20 protein-coding genes are annotated in these 21,055 nt (G+C 70.7%); 7 read left to right on the forward strand and 13 right to left on the reverse strand.

Going from position 1 to position 21,055, the window contains the following annotated elements; all coding sequences use genetic code 11:
- Positions 1-548: MFS transporter (locus C1J01_RS19400; RefSeq protein WP_146615658.1), on the reverse strand; the 548-nt coding region annotated here is incomplete at its 3' end.
- Positions 549-593: 45 nt separating this feature from the next.
- On the opposite strand from C1J01_RS19400, the gene C1J01_RS19405 reads away from it, so the two are divergent.
- Genes C1J01_RS19405 through C1J01_RS19425 form a run of 5 tightly spaced genes read left to right on the forward strand, consistent with a single transcriptional unit; the run spans position 594 to position 7,615 of the window.
- Entirely contained in the window at positions 594-4,088 is a 3,495-nt protein-coding gene (locus tag C1J01_RS19405; protein WP_111180393.1) for a nitrate reductase subunit alpha, read from the forward strand.
- Positions 4,088-5,689 carry a nitrate reductase subunit beta gene (narH, locus tag C1J01_RS19410; protein ID WP_111180394.1) on the forward strand — a complete coding sequence of 534 codons (1,602 nt, stop codon included), beginning with the start codon at positions 4,088-4,090 and terminating at the stop codon, positions 5,687-5,689. Before C1J01_RS19405 ends, narH begins: the two co-directional genes overlap by 1 nt.
- Complete coding sequence (narJ, locus tag C1J01_RS19415) at positions 5,686-6,249, forward strand: nitrate reductase molybdenum cofactor assembly chaperone (RefSeq protein WP_111180395.1); 564 nt, start codon at positions 5,686-5,688, stop codon at positions 6,247-6,249. Before narH ends, narJ begins: the two co-directional genes overlap by 4 nt.
- Positions 6,246-6,977: a respiratory nitrate reductase subunit gamma gene (narI, locus tag C1J01_RS19420; RefSeq protein ID WP_111180396.1), complete on the forward strand. Its 732-nt coding sequence runs from the start codon at positions 6,246-6,248 to the stop codon at positions 6,975-6,977. The genes narJ and narI overlap by 4 nt, the downstream gene beginning before the upstream one ends.
- Positions 6,974-7,615 carry a phosphotransferase gene (locus tag C1J01_RS19425; protein ID WP_111180397.1) on the forward strand — a complete coding sequence of 214 codons (642 nt, stop codon included), beginning with the start codon at positions 6,974-6,976 and terminating at the stop codon, positions 7,613-7,615. Before narI ends, C1J01_RS19425 begins: the two co-directional genes overlap by 4 nt.
- Here the strand turns inward: C1J01_RS19425 and C1J01_RS19430 are convergent.
- The 3 genes from C1J01_RS19430 to C1J01_RS19440 form a co-directional block, all read right to left on the reverse strand.
- A complete protein-coding gene (locus tag C1J01_RS19430; RefSeq protein WP_111180398.1) occupies positions 7,610-8,086 on the reverse strand; it encodes a LysR substrate-binding domain-containing protein in 477 nt (158 codons plus the stop codon). The genes C1J01_RS19425 and C1J01_RS19430 overlap by 6 nt on opposite strands.
- 211 nt (positions 8,087-8,297) lie before the next feature.
- Positions 8,298-8,504: a DUF397 domain-containing protein gene (locus tag C1J01_RS19435; RefSeq protein ID WP_111180399.1), complete on the reverse strand. Its 207-nt coding sequence runs from the start codon at positions 8,502-8,504 to the stop codon at positions 8,298-8,300.
- Entirely contained in the window at positions 8,492-9,307 is an 816-nt protein-coding gene (locus C1J01_RS19440; RefSeq protein WP_111180400.1) for a helix-turn-helix domain-containing protein, read from the reverse strand. Before C1J01_RS19440 ends, C1J01_RS19435 begins: the two co-directional genes overlap by 13 nt.
- Before the next feature lie 252 nt (positions 9,308-9,559).
- Here C1J01_RS19440 and C1J01_RS19445 point away from each other — a divergent pair, with 252 nt between their 5' ends.
- Positions 9,560-10,012 carry an ATP-binding protein gene (locus C1J01_RS19445; RefSeq protein WP_181448854.1) on the forward strand — a complete coding sequence of 151 codons (453 nt, stop codon included), beginning with the start codon at positions 9,560-9,562 and terminating at the stop codon, positions 10,010-10,012.
- On the opposite strand, the gene C1J01_RS19450 is transcribed toward C1J01_RS19445, so the two are convergent.
- The 4 genes from C1J01_RS19450 to C1J01_RS19465 form a co-directional block, all read right to left on the reverse strand.
- On the reverse strand, positions 10,002-11,189 hold the full coding sequence (locus C1J01_RS19450; protein ID WP_111180402.1) for an RtcB family protein: 1,188 nt from the start codon (positions 11,187-11,189) through the stop codon (positions 10,002-10,004). The genes C1J01_RS19445 and C1J01_RS19450 overlap by 11 nt on opposite strands.
- Before the next feature lie 127 nt (positions 11,190-11,316).
- Positions 11,317-12,699 carry an alpha/beta fold hydrolase gene (locus C1J01_RS19455; RefSeq protein ID WP_111180403.1) on the reverse strand — a complete coding sequence of 461 codons (1,383 nt, stop codon included), beginning with the start codon at positions 12,697-12,699 and terminating at the stop codon, positions 11,317-11,319.
- An 82-nt stretch (positions 12,700-12,781) separates the two neighbouring features.
- Positions 12,782-13,549 carry an SDR family NAD(P)-dependent oxidoreductase gene (locus tag C1J01_RS19460; RefSeq protein ID WP_111180404.1) on the reverse strand — a complete coding sequence of 256 codons (768 nt, stop codon included), beginning with the start codon at positions 13,547-13,549 and terminating at the stop codon, positions 12,782-12,784.
- Positions 13,546-14,934 carry a DHA2 family efflux MFS transporter permease subunit gene (locus C1J01_RS19465; RefSeq protein ID WP_111180405.1) on the reverse strand — a complete coding sequence of 463 codons (1,389 nt, stop codon included), beginning with the start codon at positions 14,932-14,934 and terminating at the stop codon, positions 13,546-13,548. Before C1J01_RS19465 ends, C1J01_RS19460 begins: the two co-directional genes overlap by 4 nt.
- A gap of 79 nt (positions 14,935-15,013) precedes the next feature.
- Here C1J01_RS19465 and C1J01_RS19470 point away from each other — a divergent pair, with 79 nt between their 5' ends.
- A complete protein-coding gene (locus tag C1J01_RS19470) occupies positions 15,014-15,631 on the forward strand; it encodes a TetR/AcrR family transcriptional regulator (RefSeq protein ID WP_111180406.1) in 618 nt (205 codons plus the stop codon).
- 19 nt (positions 15,632-15,650) lie between these two features.
- Here C1J01_RS19470 and C1J01_RS19475 read toward each other — a convergent pair whose 3' ends face one another.
- The 5 genes from C1J01_RS19475 to C1J01_RS19495 form a co-directional block, all read right to left on the reverse strand.
- The gene (locus tag C1J01_RS19475) at positions 15,651-16,781 is read right to left on the reverse strand and encodes a CU044_5270 family protein (RefSeq protein ID WP_111180407.1); all 1,131 of its coding nucleotides are present in this window, start codon (positions 16,779-16,781) and stop codon (positions 15,651-15,653) included.
- The gene (locus C1J01_RS19480; RefSeq protein WP_235854537.1) at positions 16,778-17,308 is read right to left on the reverse strand and encodes an RNA polymerase sigma factor; all 531 of its coding nucleotides are present in this window, start codon (positions 17,306-17,308) and stop codon (positions 16,778-16,780) included. Before C1J01_RS19480 ends, C1J01_RS19475 begins: the two co-directional genes overlap by 4 nt.
- A 139-nt stretch (positions 17,309-17,447) precedes the next feature.
- Positions 17,448-18,188: a succinate dehydrogenase/fumarate reductase iron-sulfur subunit gene (locus C1J01_RS19485; protein WP_111180408.1), complete on the reverse strand. Its 741-nt coding sequence runs from the start codon at positions 18,186-18,188 to the stop codon at positions 17,448-17,450.
- Positions 18,189-18,273: 85 nt separating this feature from the next.
- Entirely contained in the window at positions 18,274-20,196 is a 1,923-nt protein-coding gene (locus C1J01_RS19490; RefSeq protein ID WP_111180409.1) for a fumarate reductase/succinate dehydrogenase flavoprotein subunit, read from the reverse strand.
- A complete protein-coding gene (locus C1J01_RS19495; RefSeq protein ID WP_111180410.1) occupies positions 20,193-20,942 on the reverse strand; it encodes a succinate dehydrogenase cytochrome b subunit in 750 nt (249 codons plus the stop codon). Before C1J01_RS19495 ends, C1J01_RS19490 begins: the two co-directional genes overlap by 4 nt.
- Positions 20,943-21,055 lie beyond the last annotated feature (113 nt).

Below are 21,055 nucleotides of genomic sequence, written 5' to 3' on the forward strand. Positions count from 1 at the left end.
CCCAGCAGCATGATCACGCCCATGAGCGCGAGCACCACGGCCATGAGCACGTGCGCGAACGGCCGCCCGAACGCCTCGACCAGCCGCGGGGTGAAGAACGCCGACAGCGCCGTACCGCCCATACCAGCCCCGAACACCCCGGTCGCGTACCCGCGGCGCGCCGGCTCGTGCCAGGCGTTCACGAACGGGATCCCGACCGCGAACGACGTGCCCGCCACGCCCAGCACGAACCCCCAGAACAGCAGCCACCCGTACGAGTCGGACAACCCGACGAACAGGACGGGCACGATCGACACGAAGCAGATGGCCGCGAACATGCGCCGCCCGCCGAACCTGTCGGTCAGCACCCCCACCGGGATCCGTCCCAGCGAGCCGACCAGCACGGGGATCGCCACCAGCAGCGAGGTCTGCGTCGGCGACAGGCCCAGTGGCCTGCTGTAGTCGCCGGACAGCGGCCCGATGAGGTTCCAGGCCCAGAACGTCACGGCGAACGCCGCCGTGGCGAGGGCCAGGTTCTTCCCCGCCCGCCCTTTACGAGGCTCAGACATACACCCTGTGTAACAGGTGGTCACAGTCTGTGATGAAGTGGGGGTATGAACGCCGAGGACCTCCTGCTGAAGACCGGCCGCTTCCTGCGCAGGTCCGCGACCGGCGCCGGCCTGCACACGCTCTACCTGAAGGGCGGCACGGAGGGCGACGCCTTCTACCGCGACCGCTGGAGCCACGACAAGGTGGTCCGCTCGACGCACGGCGTGAACTGCACGGGATCGTGCTCGTGGAGCGTGTACGTCAAGGACGGCATCATCACCTGGGAGACCCAGGAGATCGACTACCCGAGCGTCGGCCCCGACCGCCCGGAGTACGAGCCGCGCGGCTGCCCCCGGGGCGCCGCCTTCTCCTGGTACACCTACTCGCCGACCCGGATCCGCTACCCGTACGCGCGGAGCGTCCTGGTGGAGATGTACGCCGAGGCGAGACGCCGCCTGCGCGACCCGGTCGCCGCCTGGGCCGAAATCACGACAAATCCCGAAAAACGGGAGAAATACCAATCCGCCCGCGGCAAAGGCGGCCTCGTCCGCGTCACGTGGGACCTGGCCACCGAGATGATCGCCGCCGCCCACGTCCACACCATCCAGGCGTACGGCCCCGACCGGATCGCCGGCTTCTCCCCCATCCCGGCCATGTCGATGGTCTCGCAGGCGACCGGCGCCCGGTTCGTGTCGCTGATCGGCGGCGCCATGCTCTCCTTCTACGACTGGTACGCCGACCTGCCGGTGGCCTCCCCCCAGGTGTTCGGCGACCAGACCGACGTGCCGGAGTCCGCCGACTGGTGGGACGCGGCCTACCTGTTCATGTGGGGCTCCAACGTGCCGGTGACGCGCACGCCCGACGCCCACTGGATGGCCGAGGCCCGCTACCGGGGCCAGAAGGTCGTGGTGGTCGCGCCCGACTTCAGCGACGCGGCCAAGTTCGCCGACGAGTTCCTCAGCGTGCGGCCCGGCACGGACGGCGCCCTGGCGATGGCGATGGGCCACGTGCTGCTCAAGGAGTTCTTCGTCGACCGCGAGACGCCGTACTTCGCGGACTATGTCCGGCGTTTCACCGACCTGCCGTTCCTCGTCACGCTCGACGAGCGCGACGGCGCGTACGTGCCGGGCCGGTTCCTCACCGCCGAAGACCTCGGGTCCCAGGAGGAGGCGGCGAAGTGGAAGACCGTGCTGCTGGCCGAGTCGGGCGAGCCGGTGGTGCCGAACGGCTCGGTCGGCTTCCGCTGGACGGAGTCGGGGGCCGGCCGCTGGAACCTGAACCTCGACGTCACTCCGCAGCTCACCCTCCTCGGGGACGAGGCCGCCGAGGTGCTGCTCCCCCGCTTCGACGGCGGCCACTCCGTCCGCCGGGGCGTGCCCGTGCGCAGGGTCGCCGGCCGGCTCGTCACCACGGTCTTCGACCTCCTCCTCGCCCAGTACGGCGTCCAGAGGCCGGGACTGCCCGGCGTCTGGCCGGCGGGCTACGACGACGCGGCCGAGCCGTACACGCCCGCCTGGCAGGAGCCGATCACCGGGGTCCCGGCCGCGCGGGTGGTCAAGATCGTCCGTGAGTTCGCCAGGACGGCCGAGGCGACCGAGGGCCGGTGCATGATCATCCTGGGGGCGGGCGCGGCGCAGTGGTTCCACGGCGACACGATGTACCGCGCGTTCCTGACCCTGTTGCTGCTGACCGGCTGCCAGGGCCGCAACGGCGGCGGCTGGGCACACTACGTGGGCCAGGAGAAATGCCGCACGCAGGCCGGCTGGCAGCTGCTCGCCGGCGCGCTCGACTGGTCGCGCCCGCCGCGGCAGGTGCCCGGCACGCCGTTCTTCTACCTGCACACCGGTCAGTGGCGCTACGACCACTACGACGCCGGCGAGCTGGCCAGCCCTCTCGCGCGGGGCGTCTTCAGCGGCCGGAGCACCGCCGACCTGGTGGCGCAGTCCGTACGCGAAGGCTGGATGCCGATGGCCCCGGCCTTCGACCGCAACCCGCTCGACCTCGGCGAGGCCGAGGACCCGATCGCCTACACCTACGACGAGCTGGCGGCCGGACGGCTCAGGTTCGCCGCCGACGATCCGGACGACCCGCGCAACTGGCCGCGCGTGCTCACGCTGTGGCGTTCCAACCTGCTCGGCTCCTCCGCCAAGGGCAACGAGTACTTCCTGCACCACCTGCTCGGCGCCGGCTCCAACCTGGAAAACCCCGACCCGCAGGGCGCCGTCGGCAAGCTCGACCTGCTGCTCACCCTCGACTTCCGGATGACCTCCTCCACGGTCTTCTCCGACATCGTGCTGCCGGCCGCCACCTGGTACGAGAAGCACGATCTGTCCTCCACCGACATGCACCCGTTCGTGCACGCCTTCAACCCGGCGATCAGCCCGCCGTGGGAGACGAGGACCGACTTCGCCGCCTTCCACGCCATCGCCCGCGCCTTCAGCGAGCTCGCCCGCGGCCGGCTGGGCGTGCGCAAGGACGTGGTCGCGCTGGCGTACCAGCACGACACCCCCGGCGAGATCGCCGGACGGCCGGGGCGTCCAGAGCTGAAGGTGGTCGAACGCGACTACGGCGCGGTCGCGGCGAAACTGGCCGCTCTCGGGCCGCTCACGGAGGAACTCGGCATCCCGGTCAAGGGCGTGACGTTCCTGCCGGACGAGGAGGTGGAGTGGCTCGGCCAGCGCTGCGGCCTGGTGCCGCGCGGCGCGGCCAAGGGCCGGCCCGAGCTCGACACCGAGGCCAAGGCGTGCGAGACGATCCTCGCGCTGTCGGGGGTGAGCAACGGCAGGCTGGCCACGCAGGGCTTCCGGCAGCTCGCCGAGCGTACGGGCGTGAGCTTCGACGGTCTGACTAGCGAGCACCACCGCATCGTCTTCTCCGACACCCAGACCAGGCCGATGCACGTCGCCGCGAGCCCCGAGTGGTCGGGCAAGGAGTCGCACGATCGCCGCTACGCGCCGTTCACGATCAACGTCGAGCACGGCAAGCCGTGGCACACGCTCACCGGCCGCATGCACTTCTTCCTCGACCACGAGTGGATGCACGAGTACGGCGAGACGCTGCCGGTCTACCGGCCCCCGCTCGACCTGGCCGCCCTCCACGGCGAGAAGGGCACGCTGCGCTTCCTGACCCCGCACAGCAAATGGTCGATCCACTCGGAGTACCAGGACAACCTGCTGCTGCTGACGTTGTCGCGGGGCGGCCCCACGATCTGGATGTCCACCGAGGACGCCGCCGCGCTGGGCATCGCCGACAACGACTGGGTCGAGGCGGTCAACCGCAACGGCGTGGTGGTGGCCAGGGCGATCGTCTCGCACCGCATGCCGCCGGGGACGGTGTACATGTACCACGCCCAGGACCGCCTGATCGACGTGCCGAAGTCGGAGGAGACGGGCCGCAGGGGCGGCATCCACAACGCCCTGACGCGGGTGCTCGTCAAGCCCACCCACCTGATCGGCGGCCACGCCCAGCTCTCGTACGGCTTCAACTACCTGGGCCCCACCGGCAACCAGCGCGACGAGATCACGACCATCCGCCGCAGGTCGCAGGAGGTGACGTACTGATGAGGGTCATGGCCCAGATCGCCATGGTGATGAACCTGGACAAGTGCATCGGCTGCCACACGTGCTCGGTCACCTGCAAGCAGACCTGGACCAACCGGCCCGGCGTCGAGTACGTCTGGTTCAACAACGTCGAGACCCGCCCCGGCCAGGGCTACCCCCGCCGCTACGAGGACCAGGAACGCTGGAAGGGCGGCTGGGAGCTCACCGCGAAAGGCAGGCTGCGGCCGAAGGCCGGCGGCCGGGTGCGCAAGCTGCTGGGCATCTTCGCCAACCCGCGCATGCCGTCGATCCAGGACTACTACGAGCCCTGGACGTACGACTACGAGAGCCTCACCACCGCGCCGCTCTCCGATGACGTGCCCGTCGCGCGGCCCCGGTCGCTGATCAGCAACGAGCCCGCGACGATCCGCTGGAGCGCCAACTGGGACGACAACCTCGGCGGTGACCCGTCCCCGGACCCGGTGCTGGAGAAGGTGTCGGGCGAGGTCAGGACGGCGTTCGAAGAGGCGTACATGTTCTACCTGCCGCGCATCTGCGAGCACTGCATCAACCCGTCGTGCGTGGCCTCCTGCCCGTCGGGCGCACTGTACAAGCGGGCCGAGGACGGCATCGTCCTGGTGGACCAGGACCGTTGCCGGGGCTGGCGCATGTGCGTGACGGGGTGTCCGTACAAGAAGGTGTATTTCAATCACAAGACCGGCAAGGCCGAGAAGTGCACGTTCTGCTATCCGCGGGTCGAGGTGGGGCTGCCGACGGTGTGCTCCGAGACCTGCGTCGGCCGCCTGCGCTACCTGGGGGTCCTGCTCTACGACGCCGACCGGGTCGCCGAGGCCGCCTCGGTGCCCGACGAGCGCGATCTGTACGAGGCGCAGCTCGGCCTCTTCGTCGACCCGGAGAGCCCCGAGGCCGCCGCCGCGGGACTGCCGGCCGACTGGCTGGAGGCGGCCCGCCGCTCCCCCGTCTATGACCTGATCACGAAATATCGGGTGGCGCTCCCGCTGCATCCCGAATACCGCACCCTCCCCATGGTCTGGTACGTCCCGCCGCTCTCCCCCGTCGTGGACGCCCTGTCCACCACCGGCCACGACGGCGAGGACGCGGACAACCTGTTCGCCGCCATCGAGACGCTGCGCATCCCGATCGGCTACCTGGCCGAGCTGTTCACCGCGGGCGACCCGGCGCCGGTGACCGCCGCGCTGCGCCGGCTGGCCGCGATGCGGTCGTACATGCGGGCGGTCAACCTCGGCCAGGAGCCGGTGGTCCCCGACGCGGGCCTGCCGGAGGAGGAGCTGAGGGCCATGTACCGGCTGCTCGCCCTGGCCAAGTACGACGAGCGCTACGTCATCCCGACCGCGTACGGCAACGTGCCGGGCGTCGTGGAGGAGGCCGGCTGCCCGCTCGACTACGACGCAGGGCGCGGCGCGCAGGCCCCGTTCGGTGAGAGCTCGGGCCGCCCGGTGCCGGTCTCGATCGAGAACTTCCACGGCCTGAAGGAACGCCAGACCAGCGACGAGGTCACGCACGAACGGGTGAATCTCCTCAACTGGGACGGCCGCGGCACCCCGGCCGGCCTCTTCCCGCCGAGAAAGGGCAAATCATGACCGAGGTCACCAAGGCGGTCGTCTGGCAGGCGGCCGCGCATCTGCTCGCCTACCCAGACGAACGCTTCTGGCGGCGCCTGCCGCTGATCAGGGACGCCGCCGAGCCGCACTTCGGCACGTTCCTCGCGATCGTCTCCGACATGACCCCCGGCGAGCTGGCCGCCCACTACGTCGACACGTTCGACCTGCAGCGCCGCTGCTGCCTGTACCTGACGTACTACGTCGACGGCGACACCCGGCGCAGGGGCGCGTCGCTGGCCGCGCTCAAGCAGCGCTACCGCGCCGCCGGGTGGGACCTGCTGGACGACGAGCTGCCCGACTTCCTGCCGGTGATGCTGGAGTTCGCCGCGCTCGACCCGACGGGGGCCGAGCTGCTGGAGGAGCACCGGGTGGGCCTGGAGCTGCTGCTCGCGGCCCTGGAGGAGCGTGCGTCGCCGTACCGGCACGTGATCGGCACGGTCTGCGCGGCGCTCCCGCCGATCACCGCGGCGGGCCGGGCGAGGGCCGCGCGCCTGGCCGCCGGCGGGCCGCCGGCCGAGACCGTCGGAGGCTACCGTTGAGCTGGGGTGAGAGCCTGCTCTGGACGGTCTCGCCGTACGTCACCCTGGTCGTCTTCGTCGGCGGGCTGATCTGGCGGTACAAGTACGACAAGTTCGGCTGGACCACCCGCTCCTCCCAGCTCTACGAGAGCACGCTGCTGCGCGTGGCGAGCCCGCTGTTCCACTACGCCCTGCTCTTCGTCATCGTGGGCCACGTGACCGGCCTGCTCATCCCGATCGGCTGGACGAACGCGATCGGCGTGTCCAACGACGCCTACCACGTCAACGCGCTGCTCTGGGGCGGCCTGGCGGGCCTCGCCACGCTGGTGGCGCTGGTCCTGCTGATCTGGCGCCGCCGCGCCAACGGCCCCGTCTTCATGGCGACCACGGTCAACGACAAGGTGATGTACGCGGTGCTGGCGGCGGCGATCGTGTCGGGCGTGGTGACGACGGCGGCGGGGTACGCGCCCACCGAGGTGAGCTACCGCACCACGGTCGCGCCGTGGTTCCGCGGCGTCTTCGCCCTCCAGCCGGACGTCGTGGCGATGGGTGCGGCGAGCGGTCTTTACAAGGTGCACACCCTGATCGGGATGGTGCTGTTCGTACTCTTCCCGTTCAGCCGCCTGGTGCATGCCCTTTCCGCTCCGTTGGGGTATTTGTTCCGTCCTTACATCGTGTATCGGAGCCGCTCGGAAACCGCGCGGCAGCGCCCGGCACGCGTGCGGGTGCGCCAGAATCGTCCCTTGTGAAGCACGGGTACACCAACAGCACGGTCGGCGACGGCGCCCTGGTCGTGAAGTGCTACCAGGGGCCCGAGGCGGCGTTCCGGCTCACCACGGAGAGCAGATATCTGCGTCGCCTGCGCGGCCGGATCCCCGTCCCACGCGTTCACCAGGTCACGCCGACGAGCCTGACCGTCCGCTTCGTCGACGGCCGCCACGGGCAGGACCTCCTTGACGAGGGGCGCGCCGCGGAGGTGCTCGCCGAGTGCGGGCGGATGCTCGGACGCATCCACCGGCTCGGCATCGTCCACGGCGACTACGGGCCGCAGAACATGTTGTTCCACCCCTCGACGTTCGAGACGACCGCGGTCCTCGACTGGGAGTGGGCCCACCCGGGGCGGCCGGTGGAGGACCTCGCCTGGTGCGAGTGGATCGTCCGCAGCCACCATCCGGAGCACGTGCCGCTCCTGCCGCACTTCTTCGCCGCCTACGACGGCCCCGTACCGCCGTGGGAGGAACGCCAGGCGGCCATGGTGGCGCGCTGCCGCGAACTCCTCGACTTCTGCACCCGCTGGGAACCGGACGGCCCCGCCGAAGCCCTCTGGCGCACCCGGCTCGCAACCACCGCCTCCTGGCCCGAACACCCCGCCGCGGCCGCCTCATGAACCACGCGGGCCCGCCTCACGCATCCCGCGCGAGGTCCGCACCGGTCCGGCCACCGCGTCCAGAAAGCTGAACACGGCCCGCAGCGTGGGGCTGTCGTCGTCCGCCCGCCAGGAGCAGTGCAGCTCCACGTGGTCCTCAGGCGTTGCTTCCATCTCCAGGAACCGCACGCCCGGCGGGCCGAGCCGGGCGTGCGACCGTGGGACCAGCGCGATCCCGATCCCCGCGTCGACGAGCACGAGCAGGCTGTGCACCTGGCTGACGTACTGCACGTAGTCCGGCGCCGCCCCGGCGTTGTGGAACGTCGAGATGACGAGCTCGTGGAAGTAACGCGCCGGCGCGGGACCGTACGTCACGATGTCGTGGTCGGCGATCTCCTTCAACGTCGGCGGCCGGCCGCACTCGGTGAGCGGATGCCCTTCCGGGACGGCCACCACCAGCGCCTCGGCATGGATCAGCCGGGCGTCGAGCACGTTCGCCTACGCCAGGTCGTTCGGCGCGGCGGCTTGGGTGGTGGAGGAGACCGGCCAGTTCGCGGCGGCGCGGGCTTATGGCGGGCCTGCGCTCGTCGAGATCCGCACCGATCCGGCGCAGATCGCGCCGGATCGGGTGCTTTGACCGGCCGGTCGTACGGGGAGCGGCCCCGCGTTCCGTGACGCGTGCGGAACGTGGGGCCGAACCGTGTCAGATGTCGAACTCGCCCCGATCAACGCCGGTGAGGAACGCCGTCCACTCCCCGGGAGTGAAAATCAGCGCGGGCCCGTGGGGGTTCTTGCTGTCGCGAACCGCGACGATTCCGGGGAGGTTGGTGGCGACTTCCACGCACTGCCCGTTGTCGCCGCTTGCGCTGGACTTGTGCCATTGTGCATTGTCGAGGTTTAGCTTTTCCATTTCCTAACCGCATCCTCAATTTCCTGCTGCGTCACGCTTTTCGGCTGCGCTTCCGCTCGGATGATGTCGTATCTCTGCTTGAGTCTCGCAACCGCTTCGTGATCGCCGGTGACGTGCCCTGACAGCACCGAGTCGGCCGAGACCACCTCGGAACCGTCGCGGAGTCGCGCCAATGCGAACGCGCTCATCATGCCAGCCACACACCCAGCGGCGATGGGAACGAGCTGAACAGTGATGCGCGGATGCTGCGACAGTTCTAGCAAATAGCGGAGCTGGCTGACCAGGACGTCGGGACCTCCGATCGGACGGTGCAGCACCCCCTCGTCGATGAGCGCGAGAAAGGTCGGCGGGTTGGGGCCGTCGAAAATCGCGATACGCCGGATTCGAGCCTGCACCCGCTCCTCCACCCGGTCGGGGGCGGCTGCGGTGGCGAAGATCGCACGGGCGTAGTCGGCATTCTGCAGCAATCCGGGAATGAGCAGCGGGTCCCAGGATTGCAGAATGACCGCCTGCGGTTCGATCTCCTCGACCCACCGGGCAAACCACCCGAGAGCGGGTGATTGAGATATACGTTGAAATAATGCGACAAAGTGGCCGTCGAGGCCGAATGCCTTGTCGGCGCCTTGCGCGAAATCCAATGTGGGGCCCCGCCGGCCGTTCTCGATGTGGCTGATGAGCGATTCATGGCAGGGTATGCGGCAGGCGAGCGCGGCCTGCGTCAGCCGAGCGGCCCTGCGGTGCTCGGCCAGGTCAGCGGCGAAGCGAGCCCTGGGTGACATCTGGTCGCCCGGCCGGGGTTCCACGGCGTCTCCACGATCGCGAGTCGGGGGGTCACAGGGTTTTCGTGACTGGATCGTGACAACGATACGACAATCAATACAGCGATCGCGTCGTTCTTTGTCACATCGACTTCGTGAGATTGAGCGGGCGGTGCTTCACGCGAGCATTCATGCTGGAAGCCGGCACAGCCGAAAACAACAGCGCGCATTTCTAGGGAACTCGGATGAGTCGGTGATTTCATGGCAGCTGGCACCGTACGCACGCAGATGCCTGACGTGACGCCCTGGAAAGACACGACGCTGCGGCGTAGTGAAGAGGCGGCGCGCCAGGCACGACAGGCCGTCAACGCCTGGCTGGCCCACAGCCACGCCTCGGTCCGCTTCGACATGCTCCAGGTGGTGTCGGAGCTGGTGAGCAACGCCATCAAGCACGTGCCCGCCGGCCCGCAGCGCGACTGGCTGCGGGTGCGACTCGGCGTCGGGGCCGACTTCGTCCGCCTGGAGGTCATCGACCCGGGCACGTCGCAGCCGCAGCCGTGCTTCGCCCCGCTGCGGCTGAGCTCGCTGGAGGTGTCGGGCCGCGGCCTCGGCATCGTCGCCGCGCTGTCCGTGCGCTGCGGCACCCACCTCGTCGACCACGGCCACCGCGTCGTGTGGGCCGACCTCGCCGACACCCGGCGAGCCCTCCCCGCCGTCCGGGAGCCGGCGGGGCGGGCCCTCAGCCCTTGATGCAGATCAGCTGGCGCAGGTGTGCGACCACCTGCACGAGATCCGTCTGGGCGGCCATCACGGACTCCAGGTCCTTGTAGGCCCCCGGGATCTCGTCGACCACGCCGGAGTCCTTGCGGCACTCCACGCCTGCCGTCTGCGCCACCAGGTCCTTGACCGTGAACGTCTTCTTGGCCTTCGTCCGGCTCATCTTGCGACCGGCCCCGTGCGAGGCGGAGTTGAAGGCCGCGCCGTTGCCGAGACCCTTGACGATGTACGTGCCCGTGGCCATCGACCCCGGGATGATCCCCAGGTCACCGGACCCCGCCCGGATCGCCCCCTTACGGGTGACCAGCACGTCGACCCCGTCGTAACGCTCCTCCGCCACGTAGTTGTGGTGGCAGGAGATCGGCTGGTCGAACGTGATGTCGGGCAGGTGGCGGCGCAGGACGTCGCAGACCAGACCCATCATGATCGCCCGGTTGCGGCGCGCGTAGTCCTGGGCCCAGAACAGGTCACGGCGGTAGGCGTTCATCTCCGAGGTGCCGGCGAGGAAGACCGCGAGGTCGCGGTCGACCAGGCCCTGGTTGTGGGACAGGCCGCGGGCGACGCCGATGTGGTGCTCGGCCAGCTCCTTGCCGATGTTGCGCGAGCCGGAGTGCAGCACGACCCAGACCGAGCCCTCGTCGTCGGCGCACACCTCCAGGAAGTGGTTGCCGCCGCCGAGCGTGCCCATCTGGGCCTCGGCGCGCTCGCGCCGCGCGTGTACGGCCGGAGCCAGGTCGTCGAAGCCCTTCCAGAACTCGGCCCAGCCGGACGTCTTCATGCCGTGCACCTTGCCGGGGTCGACGGGGCGCTTGTGGTGGCCGAACCCGACCGGCACCGCCTGCTCCAGCTTGCCGCGCAGGTAGGCCAGGTTGTCGGGCAGCTGCGCCGCCCGGTAGGACGTCTTGACCGCCGTCATCCCGCACCCGATGTCGACGCCGACGGCGGCCGGGGAGACCGCGTCCTTCATGGCGATGACCGAGCCGACGGTCGCACCCTTGCCGTGGTGCACGTCGGGCATGACGGCGACACCGTGGACCCACTCCAGGTTGGCCACGTTGCGCAGCTGCTGCATGGCCTGCGGCTCGATCGTCTCCGGCTCCGCCCACATCCTGAGCGGCCGCCGGGTGCCGGTCACCTCGTGGTACGTCATCTTCGTGTCGCCTCCTTCCCGGTCACATCCCGAACGTGATCTATGACGCCAGAGCCGGCACATCCCCCGCAACCGAATTAGCCCACTCACACGCCCGTCGGCGGCGGCCTGAACGTCGTCACGGCGGTCAGCACGTCGTGTTCTTCTGTGGGAGGGCCTTGTCGGTGAAGTAGCGGTTGATGTGGGCACGGGCGCAGGTGTTGGTGCCGTAGAGGGTGTGGCCGGGGCCGTCGTGGACGATCGTGACGCTGCCCGGGACCTGGCCGATCGCGCGGGCGACCGCTTCGGACTCGCCCCAGGCCCCCGCGCCGAGCAACGGCGGAAGTGTCTTGGGCAGCGGGGCGGGCGGGTTGGTGACGGGCACGGGCCAGCCGACGCAGGCCAGCGTGGCCGTCGCCATGGTCGCGGCCGCGCCCGCGTTGGGGGCGGCCGCGCGCAGCCGGTCGACCGTCGCGTCGAGCTCCTTGCGGCCGGCGGGGCGCGGCCAGTCGGCGCACTCGGTCACCCCGGTGGCCTGGTCGGGATAGCGGGCGCCACGGGCGGGGACGAACGCGGCGGCGTCGCCGTCGCGGGCCTTGCGGATGGCCTGCGCCAGGCCCGGCCAGGCCGCCTTGCCCTGCCTGGCCGACGCGATGGCGAAGGCCTGCAGATCGCGGCCCGTGTAGGCGACGTTCTTCGCGGCGGGGACGGGCCGGCGGTCGGCTCGGGCCACGAGCGCCCGCCACGCGCGGGGGACGTCCTCGCAGCCGTTGGCGGCGCACCAGTCGAAGAAGCGGGCCAGGAACCGCTCGTTGCTCCTGGCCATCTCCTCCAGCTCGCGGCCCCAGTCGGCCGGGCTGTGGTTCCACGTGCCGTCGAGGACCATCGTGCGGACCTGGCGGGGGAAGAGACGGGCGTAGGCCTGGCCGTAGAAGCCGGCGTAGGAGGCGCCGTAGTAGTTGAGGCCGGCGCCGCCGAGGGCCTTCCTGATGGCCTCCATGTCGCGCGCGTGGTCGGCGGAGCTCATGTGGGCGAACAGCACGGGATCGGCCTGCCTGCAGACCTCGGCCTGCCCGCGGTTGGCGTCGGACAGCCTGCCGAAGTCGGCGTCGTCCTGCGGGAACTCGGGAAGCGGGACGCGCGTCCACAGGCAGGGCAGGCCGGTGCTGAGGCCGCCGAACTGGGCGCCGTAACCCCGGGTGTCCCACGTGACGACGTCCATGCGTTTGCGCAGGTCGGCCCACCACCCGGACATCGACTGGGTGAGGGAGACGCCGGGACCGCCCGGGCCGCCGTAGGCGACCAGGGCGACGCCCTCCGCGGGGCCGGTCGCGGGCAGCCGGCCCAGCTTGAGGGTGATCTTGCGGCCCGCCGGGTCCGCCCAGTCGACGGGGACCTCCAGGTCGGCGCATTGCATGCCGACCTTGTCGTCGGGACAGGGACTCCAGTCGAGGGAGGCGGGCACGGGCTGGGCGCGCAGCCCGCCCCCGGTGGTCAGCAGGACCAATGCCAGGGCGATGGACTTCAGCATGCCGCAACGATGCTTGAAGAGGCGGGCCCCGCGCGTCGGACCACGGTTTGATCTTTCGCGGCCCGGATCAGACCTGGGGTTGTCATCCCAGGAGAAGCTCCAGGGTGAGCGTGTGGAGCCGTTCGGCCGCCGCGGGGTCGAACGCGGACGGCTCCAGGGCCATGGGCCGGTCCCGCAGCCAGGCGGTGAGCGGTTCGGCGGGCGGCCGGTCGATGCGGGCGACGATGGGCCGGATTCCCTCCTCGACCGGCATCCCGTGCCGCCGCAGGGCCCGCGCGTGCGGGGCCGTCGTCGCGTCGTACTCGCCGGCCACGCTCGTCGCGACCCCTCCCGGATGCACGAGCACGTACGGTGTCCGCCCGCCGTGCCGCGCGGCGTACGCCACCCCGAGCAGGTCGTTGGCCTTCCCGGCCTGGAACTGGGCGGCCACGCCGTCGTAGCCGCGTTCGAGCATGAGGTCGTCCCAGCGGATCGTGTCCACCGGCTGCCCGGGGCCCGAGACGTTCACGATCAGCCGGGGCGCGCGCAGGCCGTGGCTGAGCAGGAAGCGGCTCAGGTAGTCGAGGGCGAACGTCCCCTCCAGCCCCTCCGCGGTCACGTACCGGTGCGTACGGAAGAACCGCGCGCACAACACCAGCGCGTCCACCACGGGGAACCGCGCGTTGACCGCGTCGATCACCCGCCGGTTCGCGGCGGCCAGGCTCAGGTCGGCCCCCATGAACACGGCCCCGGGCGGCGCCTTGGCCGGGTCCCGCCCGACGACGACCACCGTGTCGCCGCGCTCCAGGTACGTACGGGCGAGCGCCCGCCCCATCCCGTCGGTGCCACCGGTGATCACCAGCGTCTTCATGCGACCTCCACCGGTACGCCCGCACGGGCCCGGCCGGGCAGCAACGGCACGAGGGCGAGGACGACCACGTTGACGCCGAGGGCGAGCCAGAAGACGGCCCGCAGACCGCTCATCGCGTCGCCCGCCCCCTGGACCGCGAGCGTGACGAGCGCGACGCCGAGGGCCGCGCCGAGCTGGTTCAGCATGTAGAGAACGGAGCTGCCCTGCGCCACCCTCTCGGGCGGCAGGGTGCGGTAGAGCGACCCCATGGTGGGCGCGCTGAAGCAGCCGCTGCCGAGCCCGTACGCGAGCGCCGCCAGCGCCGTCACCCACTCCGGCGTGCCGGGATCCACGCGCGTGAGCACGTACACGCTCACCACGGCAAGCACCGCACCCCCCGCGGCCAGGCCGCGGGCGCCGAACCGGTCGGACAGCCGCCCGGCCAGCGGCATGGCGACGGAGCCGCCGAGCCCCAGTGGGGCCATGAGCAGCCCGGCGGCCGACACGCCGTGCCCGTGCGCGTGCTGGTAGTACAGCGGCAGCGCGAACAGCGCGGCGAACAGGCCGAGCCCGCCCAGCCCCATGATCGTGACACTGGCGGTGAACCCGCGCCCGGCGAACAGCCGCAGATCGATCAGCGGCGCCCGGCGACGCAGCGCGTGCATGCCGTACGAGGCCAGCAGCACGGCCCCCGCCACCAGCGGCAGCAGGACCTGCCAGGCGGTGAAGGCCCCGGCCGTCTCGGAGAGCCCCAGCACCACGGCGGCGAACCCGGGCCCGAGCAACGCCAGCCCCACCACGTCGAGCCGCGCGGGCCCCGGGACGGCGGGGTCGTCGGCCGGGATCACCCGCACCGCGAGCACCAGCGCGACCACGCCGAGCACCACGCTGACCAGGAACATCGCCCGCCACGTCGAGGCGCCGAGTATCGCGCCGCCCGCGATCGGCCCGAGCACCGGCCCGAGTGACAGCACCACGCCCATCAGCCCCATCACCCGCCCGGCGCGGTGGGGACCGGCGGCGCGGGCGAGCAGGATCAGCACGAGCGGGTCCAGCAGCCCGGCCCCGAACCCCTGCAGCACCCGGAACACGATCAGGCTGCCGACGTCCCACGCCAGCGCGGCGGCGAGCGAGCCGGCCACGAAGACGATCAGCCCCGCCACCCACAGCCGCTTGCCGCCGAACCGGTCCGCGGCCCAGGTGGTGAACGGGATCGTCGCGGTCACGGCCAGCAGGAACCCGGTGGACGCCCATCCGGCCGCGCTCAGCGACGTGCCGAGGGCGTCCGCGAGCGTGCCGGTCGCGACGGCGGCCATCGTGCTGTTGAGGATGCCCAGCAGCCCGCCGACCAGGACGACGCCGATCGTCGCCAGCAGCCGCCGATCCAGAGAGGAATTTGAACTCATCGGTTCAACGTAACGACCCCATACGTAAGCGTGCAACCACTGAGTCAATGAAGTTGAACCAGTGAGTACAATCAACGGCATGACGACGCGCGGGCGGATCGACAAGCGGCAGGCGATCCTGGAGGGCGCGTTCACCGTGTTCGCGCGGGAGGGCTACGCGCAGGCGTGCGTCCAGGACATCGCGCGTGAGTCCGGCGTGGCCAAGCCGACGGTCTACAACCACATGACCGACAAGGCCACCCTCTTCAGGAACGCCCTGGAGGCCGCCGCGCAGACCGCCCTCGCCGGCCGCGTCGCCGCCCTGGAACCACTCGCCGCTTCCCAGGACGACCTGCGGGCCACGCTGGAGGAGGTCGCCCACGCGCTCCTGCGCCTGCACACCGACAGCCGTTCGTGCGCCCTGAAACGCCTGCTCTACTCGGAGATCAACCACTTCCCCGACATCCTGGAGATCGTCAAGGAGAGCGGCCCCGACCGCCTCAACCAGGCCCTGGCCGACCGGCTGGCCCGCCTCGCGCTCGCCGGCCGCCTGCGCGCCGCCGACCCCGACCTCGCGGCCGAGCAGTTCCTGGCGCTGCTCCTCGGCCCCCTGGAGGCCCGCTCCCGCCTCGGCACCCGCACCCTCGAAGACGCGGAGCTGCGCACCATGGCCGCCGCCGCGGTCGACACCTTCCTGCGCGCCTGGGCCGCCCCCTGACGGGCGCGGCCGTCACGTGTCAACCGGTGGGGCGGTCGTCGGTCCAGGACGCCCCGATCAGCGCGGTGGAGCTCCACAGGGCGCCGGGTTCCACCTGGGGCAGCGTCTCGGCCGGCCGCACCACGACGTACTCGTTGGCCAAGGCGCGCCCGGTCCGCTCGTCGAAGACCAGCCGGTTCTCCAGGACCCCCGCCACCCTGGTGCGCTCCTCGACGGACACGGCCGTGCCCCGCCGCCCCTCGGCGTCGGTGACGTCCTGCGTGACCCGTACGCCGTCGAGTCCGGCCAGCATGCGGAACGCCGCACCGCGCACCTCGGGCGTCACCGGCATGTCCATGATCAACCCAACGGCGACCTTGAACAGCCAGACGTCGCCCGGCATCTCCTCCTCGGCGGACTCGGTGCCGTGCCCTTCGTAGGCGTCCATGAGCCATGTCCGGAGCGCGCCGGGGTCGTGCGGCAGTGCCCGCAGTTCCTTCATGGTGACGTTCCGGCCGAGCCAGAAGACCTTGTCGCCGTCCACCAGCGGCGTGTGGCTGGTCGTCGCCGGCCCCCCCGAGACGGGCAGGGCCGTCGTCCCGCGCTTGCCCGGCACCGCGATCTCGATCTCCGAGGGCGATCCCGCCCGCTCCCAGGCGCGCCGATCCGCTTCCGTCGCCGGCCGTGCGCCGAGCCGCCGGCTGCGGGCCCACTGGTCGCCGCCGGTGGCCCGAGGCGTCCACCCCTCGCTCCGCCCCTCGTCCACGACCAGGTAGCCGCCCTCCTTCGCGACGAACAGGTTGCGCTGCACCGACACGGTGTGCCAGTAACCGCCGCTGCCCTCCGCCTGCCGCTCGGCCCGACCGGCCGCCGCCAGCAGCACGTCCCGGGCCGACAGCGTCACGTGCGGCGTCTCCGGGATCGCCACGGCGGGACTGCCGTCGGGCGGCGTGCCGGTGCCCGAGAGCACGACCGCGAACGCCGTCGCGGCGGCGACGGCCCCGGCGAGCCCGAGGCCCCACACCGGTCGCGCGGCCCGGAGCCACCGGCGGCGCCGCTGCCGCGGCATGGACATGGCGTATGCGAGCTCCGCGGCCCTGGTGCGTTCGTTCACCGGCCGCTCGCCGAGATGCGCGGGCCGCGCGGCCCGGAGTTCGTCGATGGGGTTCATGACCACTCCTCGCTGAGGTTCCGCACGTGGGGAATGGGGGACGTGACCGGTTCCGCGGCCTCCATGGCGCGCTCGAGTCGCTTGCGGGCCCGGTGCAGCCGCACCCGGAACGCCGCCGACGAGCATCCGACGACCTGGGCGCCCTCCTTGGGCGAGAGCCCGTGCCAGGCGACCAGGACGAGGATCTCCCGGTCGTCCTCCGGCAGCACGGTCAGCGCCCGCAGCACCCCCAGCCGCTCGGCCACCTCGTCGGCCACGTCGCCCTCGGTCCAGGCGCGCAGCTCCGCGGTGAGCGCGTCCCTGCGCACCTCCGCCCGCACGTTGTCGCGCAGGACGTTGCGGGCGACGCCGAGCAGCCACGGGAGCGCCGGTTCCGGCACGTCGTCCAGCCGCCGCCAGGCGATCGCGAACGTCTCGCTCACCACCTCGTCCGCGACCTGCCGCCCTGCGCGGCTGACCACATAGGCCCACACGCGCTGGCGGCTTTCGTCGTACATGCGGGTGAACCGGTGTGCGTCATCCGTCACCGCCCAGCCCCTTCGTTCGGGATTCCGTTCTTCTGACACCAGGAAGTGGTCGGAACGTGCCCCTTGTTACCGCCGTAACGGGAAAAGCCCGGCGCCCGCCTCCGTGCGAGAGGAGGCGGGCGCCGGGCGGGAACGGAGGCTACTTGGAGTTGGCCTTCAGGTAGTCGCTGTTCATCTGGGCGATGGCGTCCAGCGGGATGCCCTTCGGGCACACCGCGGTGCACTCGCCGGTGTTGGTGCAGCCGCCGAAGCCCTCGGCGTCCATCTGGTCCACCATGGCCTTCGCCCGCGACAGCCGCTCGGGCTGGCCCTGCGGCAGCAGGCTCAGGTGGGTGATCTTGGCGGCGGTGAACAGGGAGGCCGAGCCGTTCGGGCAGGCCGCGACGCAGGCGCCGCAGCCGATGCAGGTGGCCGCGTCGAACGCCGCGTCGGCGTCCTCCTTGCGCACCGGGATGCTGTGCGCGTCGGGCGCCGAGCCGGCCGGCACCGAGACGAAGCCGCCCGCCTGGATGATCCGGTCGAACGCGCTGCGGTCGACGACCAGGTCCTTCACGACCGGGAACGGCGCCGCCCGCCACGGCTCGATGGTGATCGTGGCGCCGTCCTCGAAGTGACGCATGTGCAGCTGGCACGTCGTCGTCGCGCGCTGCTCGCCGTGGGCCACGCCGTTGATGACCATGCCGCACATGCCGCAGATGCCCTCGCGGCAGTCGTGGTCGAAGGCGACCGGGTCGTCGCCCTCCAGGATGAGACGCTCGTTCAGGACGTCCAGCATCTCCAGGAAGGACATGTCCGGGGAGACGTCCTCGACGTGGTACGTCACCATCCGGCCCTTGTCCGAGGGTCCGCTCTGACGCCAGACCTTGAGGGTCAGGTTCATGCCCGGGGCTCCTTCGCTTCGCTCAGTCGCCCGAACCCGGGCATGAACAGGTTGCTGCGTCTGCTGGTTCGCTCGCTCCGCTCGCTCACTTGTAGCTCCGCTGGGTCATCTTGACGTACTCGTACTCGAGCGGTTCCTTGTGCAGAACGGGCCCGTCCGGGGTCCGCTCCCAGGCCGAGACGTGCGCGAAGTTCTCGTCGTCGCGCAGGGCCTCGCCGTCGGCGTCCTGCGACTCGGCGCGGAAGTGGCCGCCGCACGACTCGGTGCGGACGAGAGCGTCGAGGCACATCAGCTCGGCCAGGTCGAAGAAGTCGGCGACGCGGCCGGCCTTCTCCAGCACCTGGTTCAGCTCCTCGGCGGTGCCGGTCACCTTGACGTTCTGCCAGAACTCCTCGCGCAGCTCGGGGATACGCTCCAGGGCCTTGCGCAGCGACTCCTCGGTGCGCTCCATGCCGCAGTAGTCCCACATGAGCTTGCCCAGCTCGCGGTGGAAGGAGTCGGGGGTACGGGTGCCGTTCACCGACATCAGCCGCTCGATCTTGCTGCGGACCTTGATCTCGGCCTCGGCCACGGCCTCCTCGTCGACGTCGCCGAAGGGCCCGTCGGCCAGGTAGTCGCCGATGGTCGTCGGCAGCACGAAGTAGCCGTCGGCCAGGCCCTGCATCAGCGCGGACGCGCCGAGCCGGTTGGCGCCGTGGTCGGAGAAGTTGGCCTCGCCGATGACGAACAGGCCGGGGATCGTGGACTGCAGGTCGTAGTCGACCCACAGCCCGCCCATCGTGTAGTGGACGGCCGGGTAGATGCGCATCGGCACGTCGTACGGGTTCTCGCCGGTGATGCGCTCGTACATCTCGAAGAGGTTGCCGTACTTCTTCTCGACGGCGTCGCGGCCGAGCCGGTTGATCGCGTCGCGGAAGTCGAGGAAGACGCCGAGGCCGCCGGGGCCGACGCCGCGGCCCTCGTCGCAGACGTTCTTGGCGGCGCGGGAGGCGATGTCACGCGGCACGAGGTTGCCGAACGCCGGGTAGATGCGCTCCAGGTAGTAGTCGCGCTCCTCCTCCGGGATGTCGCCGGGGGCGCGGGTGTCGTTCTTCTTCAGCGGCACCCAGACGCGGCCGTCGTTGCGCAGCGACTCCGACATGAGCGTGAGCTTCGACTGGTACTCGCCCGACACCGGGATGCAGGTCGGGTGGATCTGCGTGTAGCAGGGGTTGGCGAAGTACGCCCCGCGCTCGTGCGCCCGCCAGATCGCCGTGGTGTTGCAGCCCTTGGCGTTCGTGGACAGGAAGAACACGTTGCCGTAGCCGCCGGTGGCGAGCACCACGGCGTCGGCGAAGTGGCGCTCGATCTCGCCGGTCACCATGTCGCGGACGATGACGCCGCGCGCCCGGCCGTCGGAGACGATCAGGTCGAGCATCTCGTGGCGGGTGTGCATGGTGACGGTCCCGGCCGCGATCTGCCGCTCCAGCGCCTGGTAGGCCCCGAGCAGCAGCTGCTGACCCGTCTGGCCGCGGGCGTAGAACGTACGGGAGACCTGGGCGCCGCCGAACGAGCGGGTGTCGAGCAGTCCGCCGTACTCGCGGGCGAACGGCACGCCCTGGGCCACGGCCTGGTCGATGATGTTCACCGAGACCTCGGCCAGGCGGTAGACGTTCGACTCGCGGGCGCGGAAGTCGCCGCCCTTCACGGTGTCGTAGAACAGGCGGTAGATGCTGTCGCCGTCGCCGCGGTAGTTCTTCGCGGCGTTGATGCCGCCCTGGGCGGCGATGGAGTGGGCGCGGCGCGGGGAGTCCTGGTAGCAGAACGACGTGACGTTGTAGCCCAGTTCGCCCAGCGTCGCGGCGGCCGAGCCGCCCGCGAGGCCAGTGCCGACCACGATCACGTGGAGCTTGCGCTTGTTGGCCGGGTTGACCAGCCTGGCGCTGAACTTGCGCTTCTCCCAGCGGCCCTCGATCGGGCCCTCGGGAGCCTTGGTGTCCCGGATCTCGGGGCCTTCGGTGTACTTCACTTGATTACTCCGAACGTGATGGCGAGGGGCGGAGCCAGGAAGCCGACGACGAGCACCAGAGAGAGCGCGGCGGCGGTGACGCGCAGGGCGCGGTAGCGGTTGCGGTTGGCCCAGCCGAGCGTCTGGAAGGCGCTCCAGACGCCGTGGCGCAGGTGCAGGCCGACCATGACGACGGCCACCACGTAGATGAGCGTGACCCACCAGCGGGACGCGTCGAAGCCGGAGATCATCCGGTCGGCGGGCGCGGAGTTGACGCCCTCGGGGTTGACCACGCCGAAGGTCAGGTCGAGCAGGTGCCAGATGAGGAAGAGCAGGATCGTCACGCCGCCGAACCGCATGATGTGCGTGGCGTAGCCGTTGGCCTGCGACTTCTTGGCGACGTACTTGACCGGACGGGCGTGGGAGGCGCGGCGCGACAGCGAGATGGCCGCCCACATGTGCATCACGACCGACACGACGAGCACGATCTCCAGGATCGTCAGCAGCGTGCGGTACGGGGCGATCGGCTCCAGCAGCGTGCGCAGGGCGTGCGCGTACTCGTTGAACGAGTCTCGGCCGAAGAAGATCTTGAGGTTGCCGAGCATGTGCGCGACGAGGAAGAGGACCATCACGGCGCCCGTGACGGCCATGACGACTTTCTTGCCGTTCGACGAGCCGAGGAACCCGCCGGGCCTCTTCCGCGCCGGAGCCTTTTTGGGGGAGTTAACAGGCGCGGTCGCGGAACCGCGCTCTATCGTGGCAGTCACGATTTCTGACGCTAGATATCCAGCATTGATCCGTCCAAGTCATCACAGGTCTGGTTTCGATAGCTTGAGGCTATGATGTGGGTCGGGGCGGCCTTATCCCCGCCTTACGCCGC

This window comes from Nonomuraea aridisoli, from assembly GCF_003236395.1.
GTDB lineage: Bacteria > Actinomycetota > Actinomycetes > Streptosporangiales > Streptosporangiaceae > Nonomuraea > Nonomuraea aridisoli.

Coding starts and splice junctions, on each gene's coding strand:
- C1J01_RS19405 (WP_111180393.1), top strand. CDS start 594: ATGAACGCCGAGGACCTCCTGCTGAAGACCGGCCGCTTCCTGCGCAGG.
- narH (WP_111180394.1), top strand. CDS start 4,088: ATGAGGGTCATGGCCCAGATCGCCATGGTGATGAACCTGGACAAGTGC.
- narJ (WP_111180395.1), top strand. CDS start 5,686: ATGACCGAGGTCACCAAGGCGGTCGTCTGGCAGGCGGCCGCGCATCTG.
- C1J01_RS19435 (WP_111180399.1), bottom strand. CDS start 8,504: ATGGAAAAGCTAAACCTCGACAATGCACAATGGCACAAGTCCAGCGCA.
- C1J01_RS19450 (WP_111180402.1), bottom strand. CDS start 11,189: ATGACGTACCACGAGGTGACCGGCACCCGGCGGCCGCTCAGGATGTGG.
- C1J01_RS19455 (WP_111180403.1), bottom strand. CDS start 12,699: ATGCTGAAGTCCATCGCCCTGGCATTGGTCCTGCTGACCACCGGGGGC.
- C1J01_RS19460 (WP_111180404.1), bottom strand. CDS start 13,549: ATGAAGACGCTGGTGATCACCGGTGGCACCGACGGGATGGGGCGGGCG.
- C1J01_RS19465 (WP_111180405.1), bottom strand. CDS start 14,934: ATGAGTTCAAATTCCTCTCTGGATCGGCGGCTGCTGGCGACGATCGGC.
- C1J01_RS19470 (WP_111180406.1), top strand. CDS start 15,014: ATGACGACGCGCGGGCGGATCGACAAGCGGCAGGCGATCCTGGAGGGC.
- C1J01_RS19475 (WP_111180407.1), bottom strand. CDS start 16,781: ATGAACCCCATCGACGAACTCCGGGCCGCGCGGCCCGCGCATCTCGGC.
- C1J01_RS19485 (WP_111180408.1), bottom strand. CDS start 18,188: ATGAACCTGACCCTCAAGGTCTGGCGTCAGAGCGGACCCTCGGACAAG.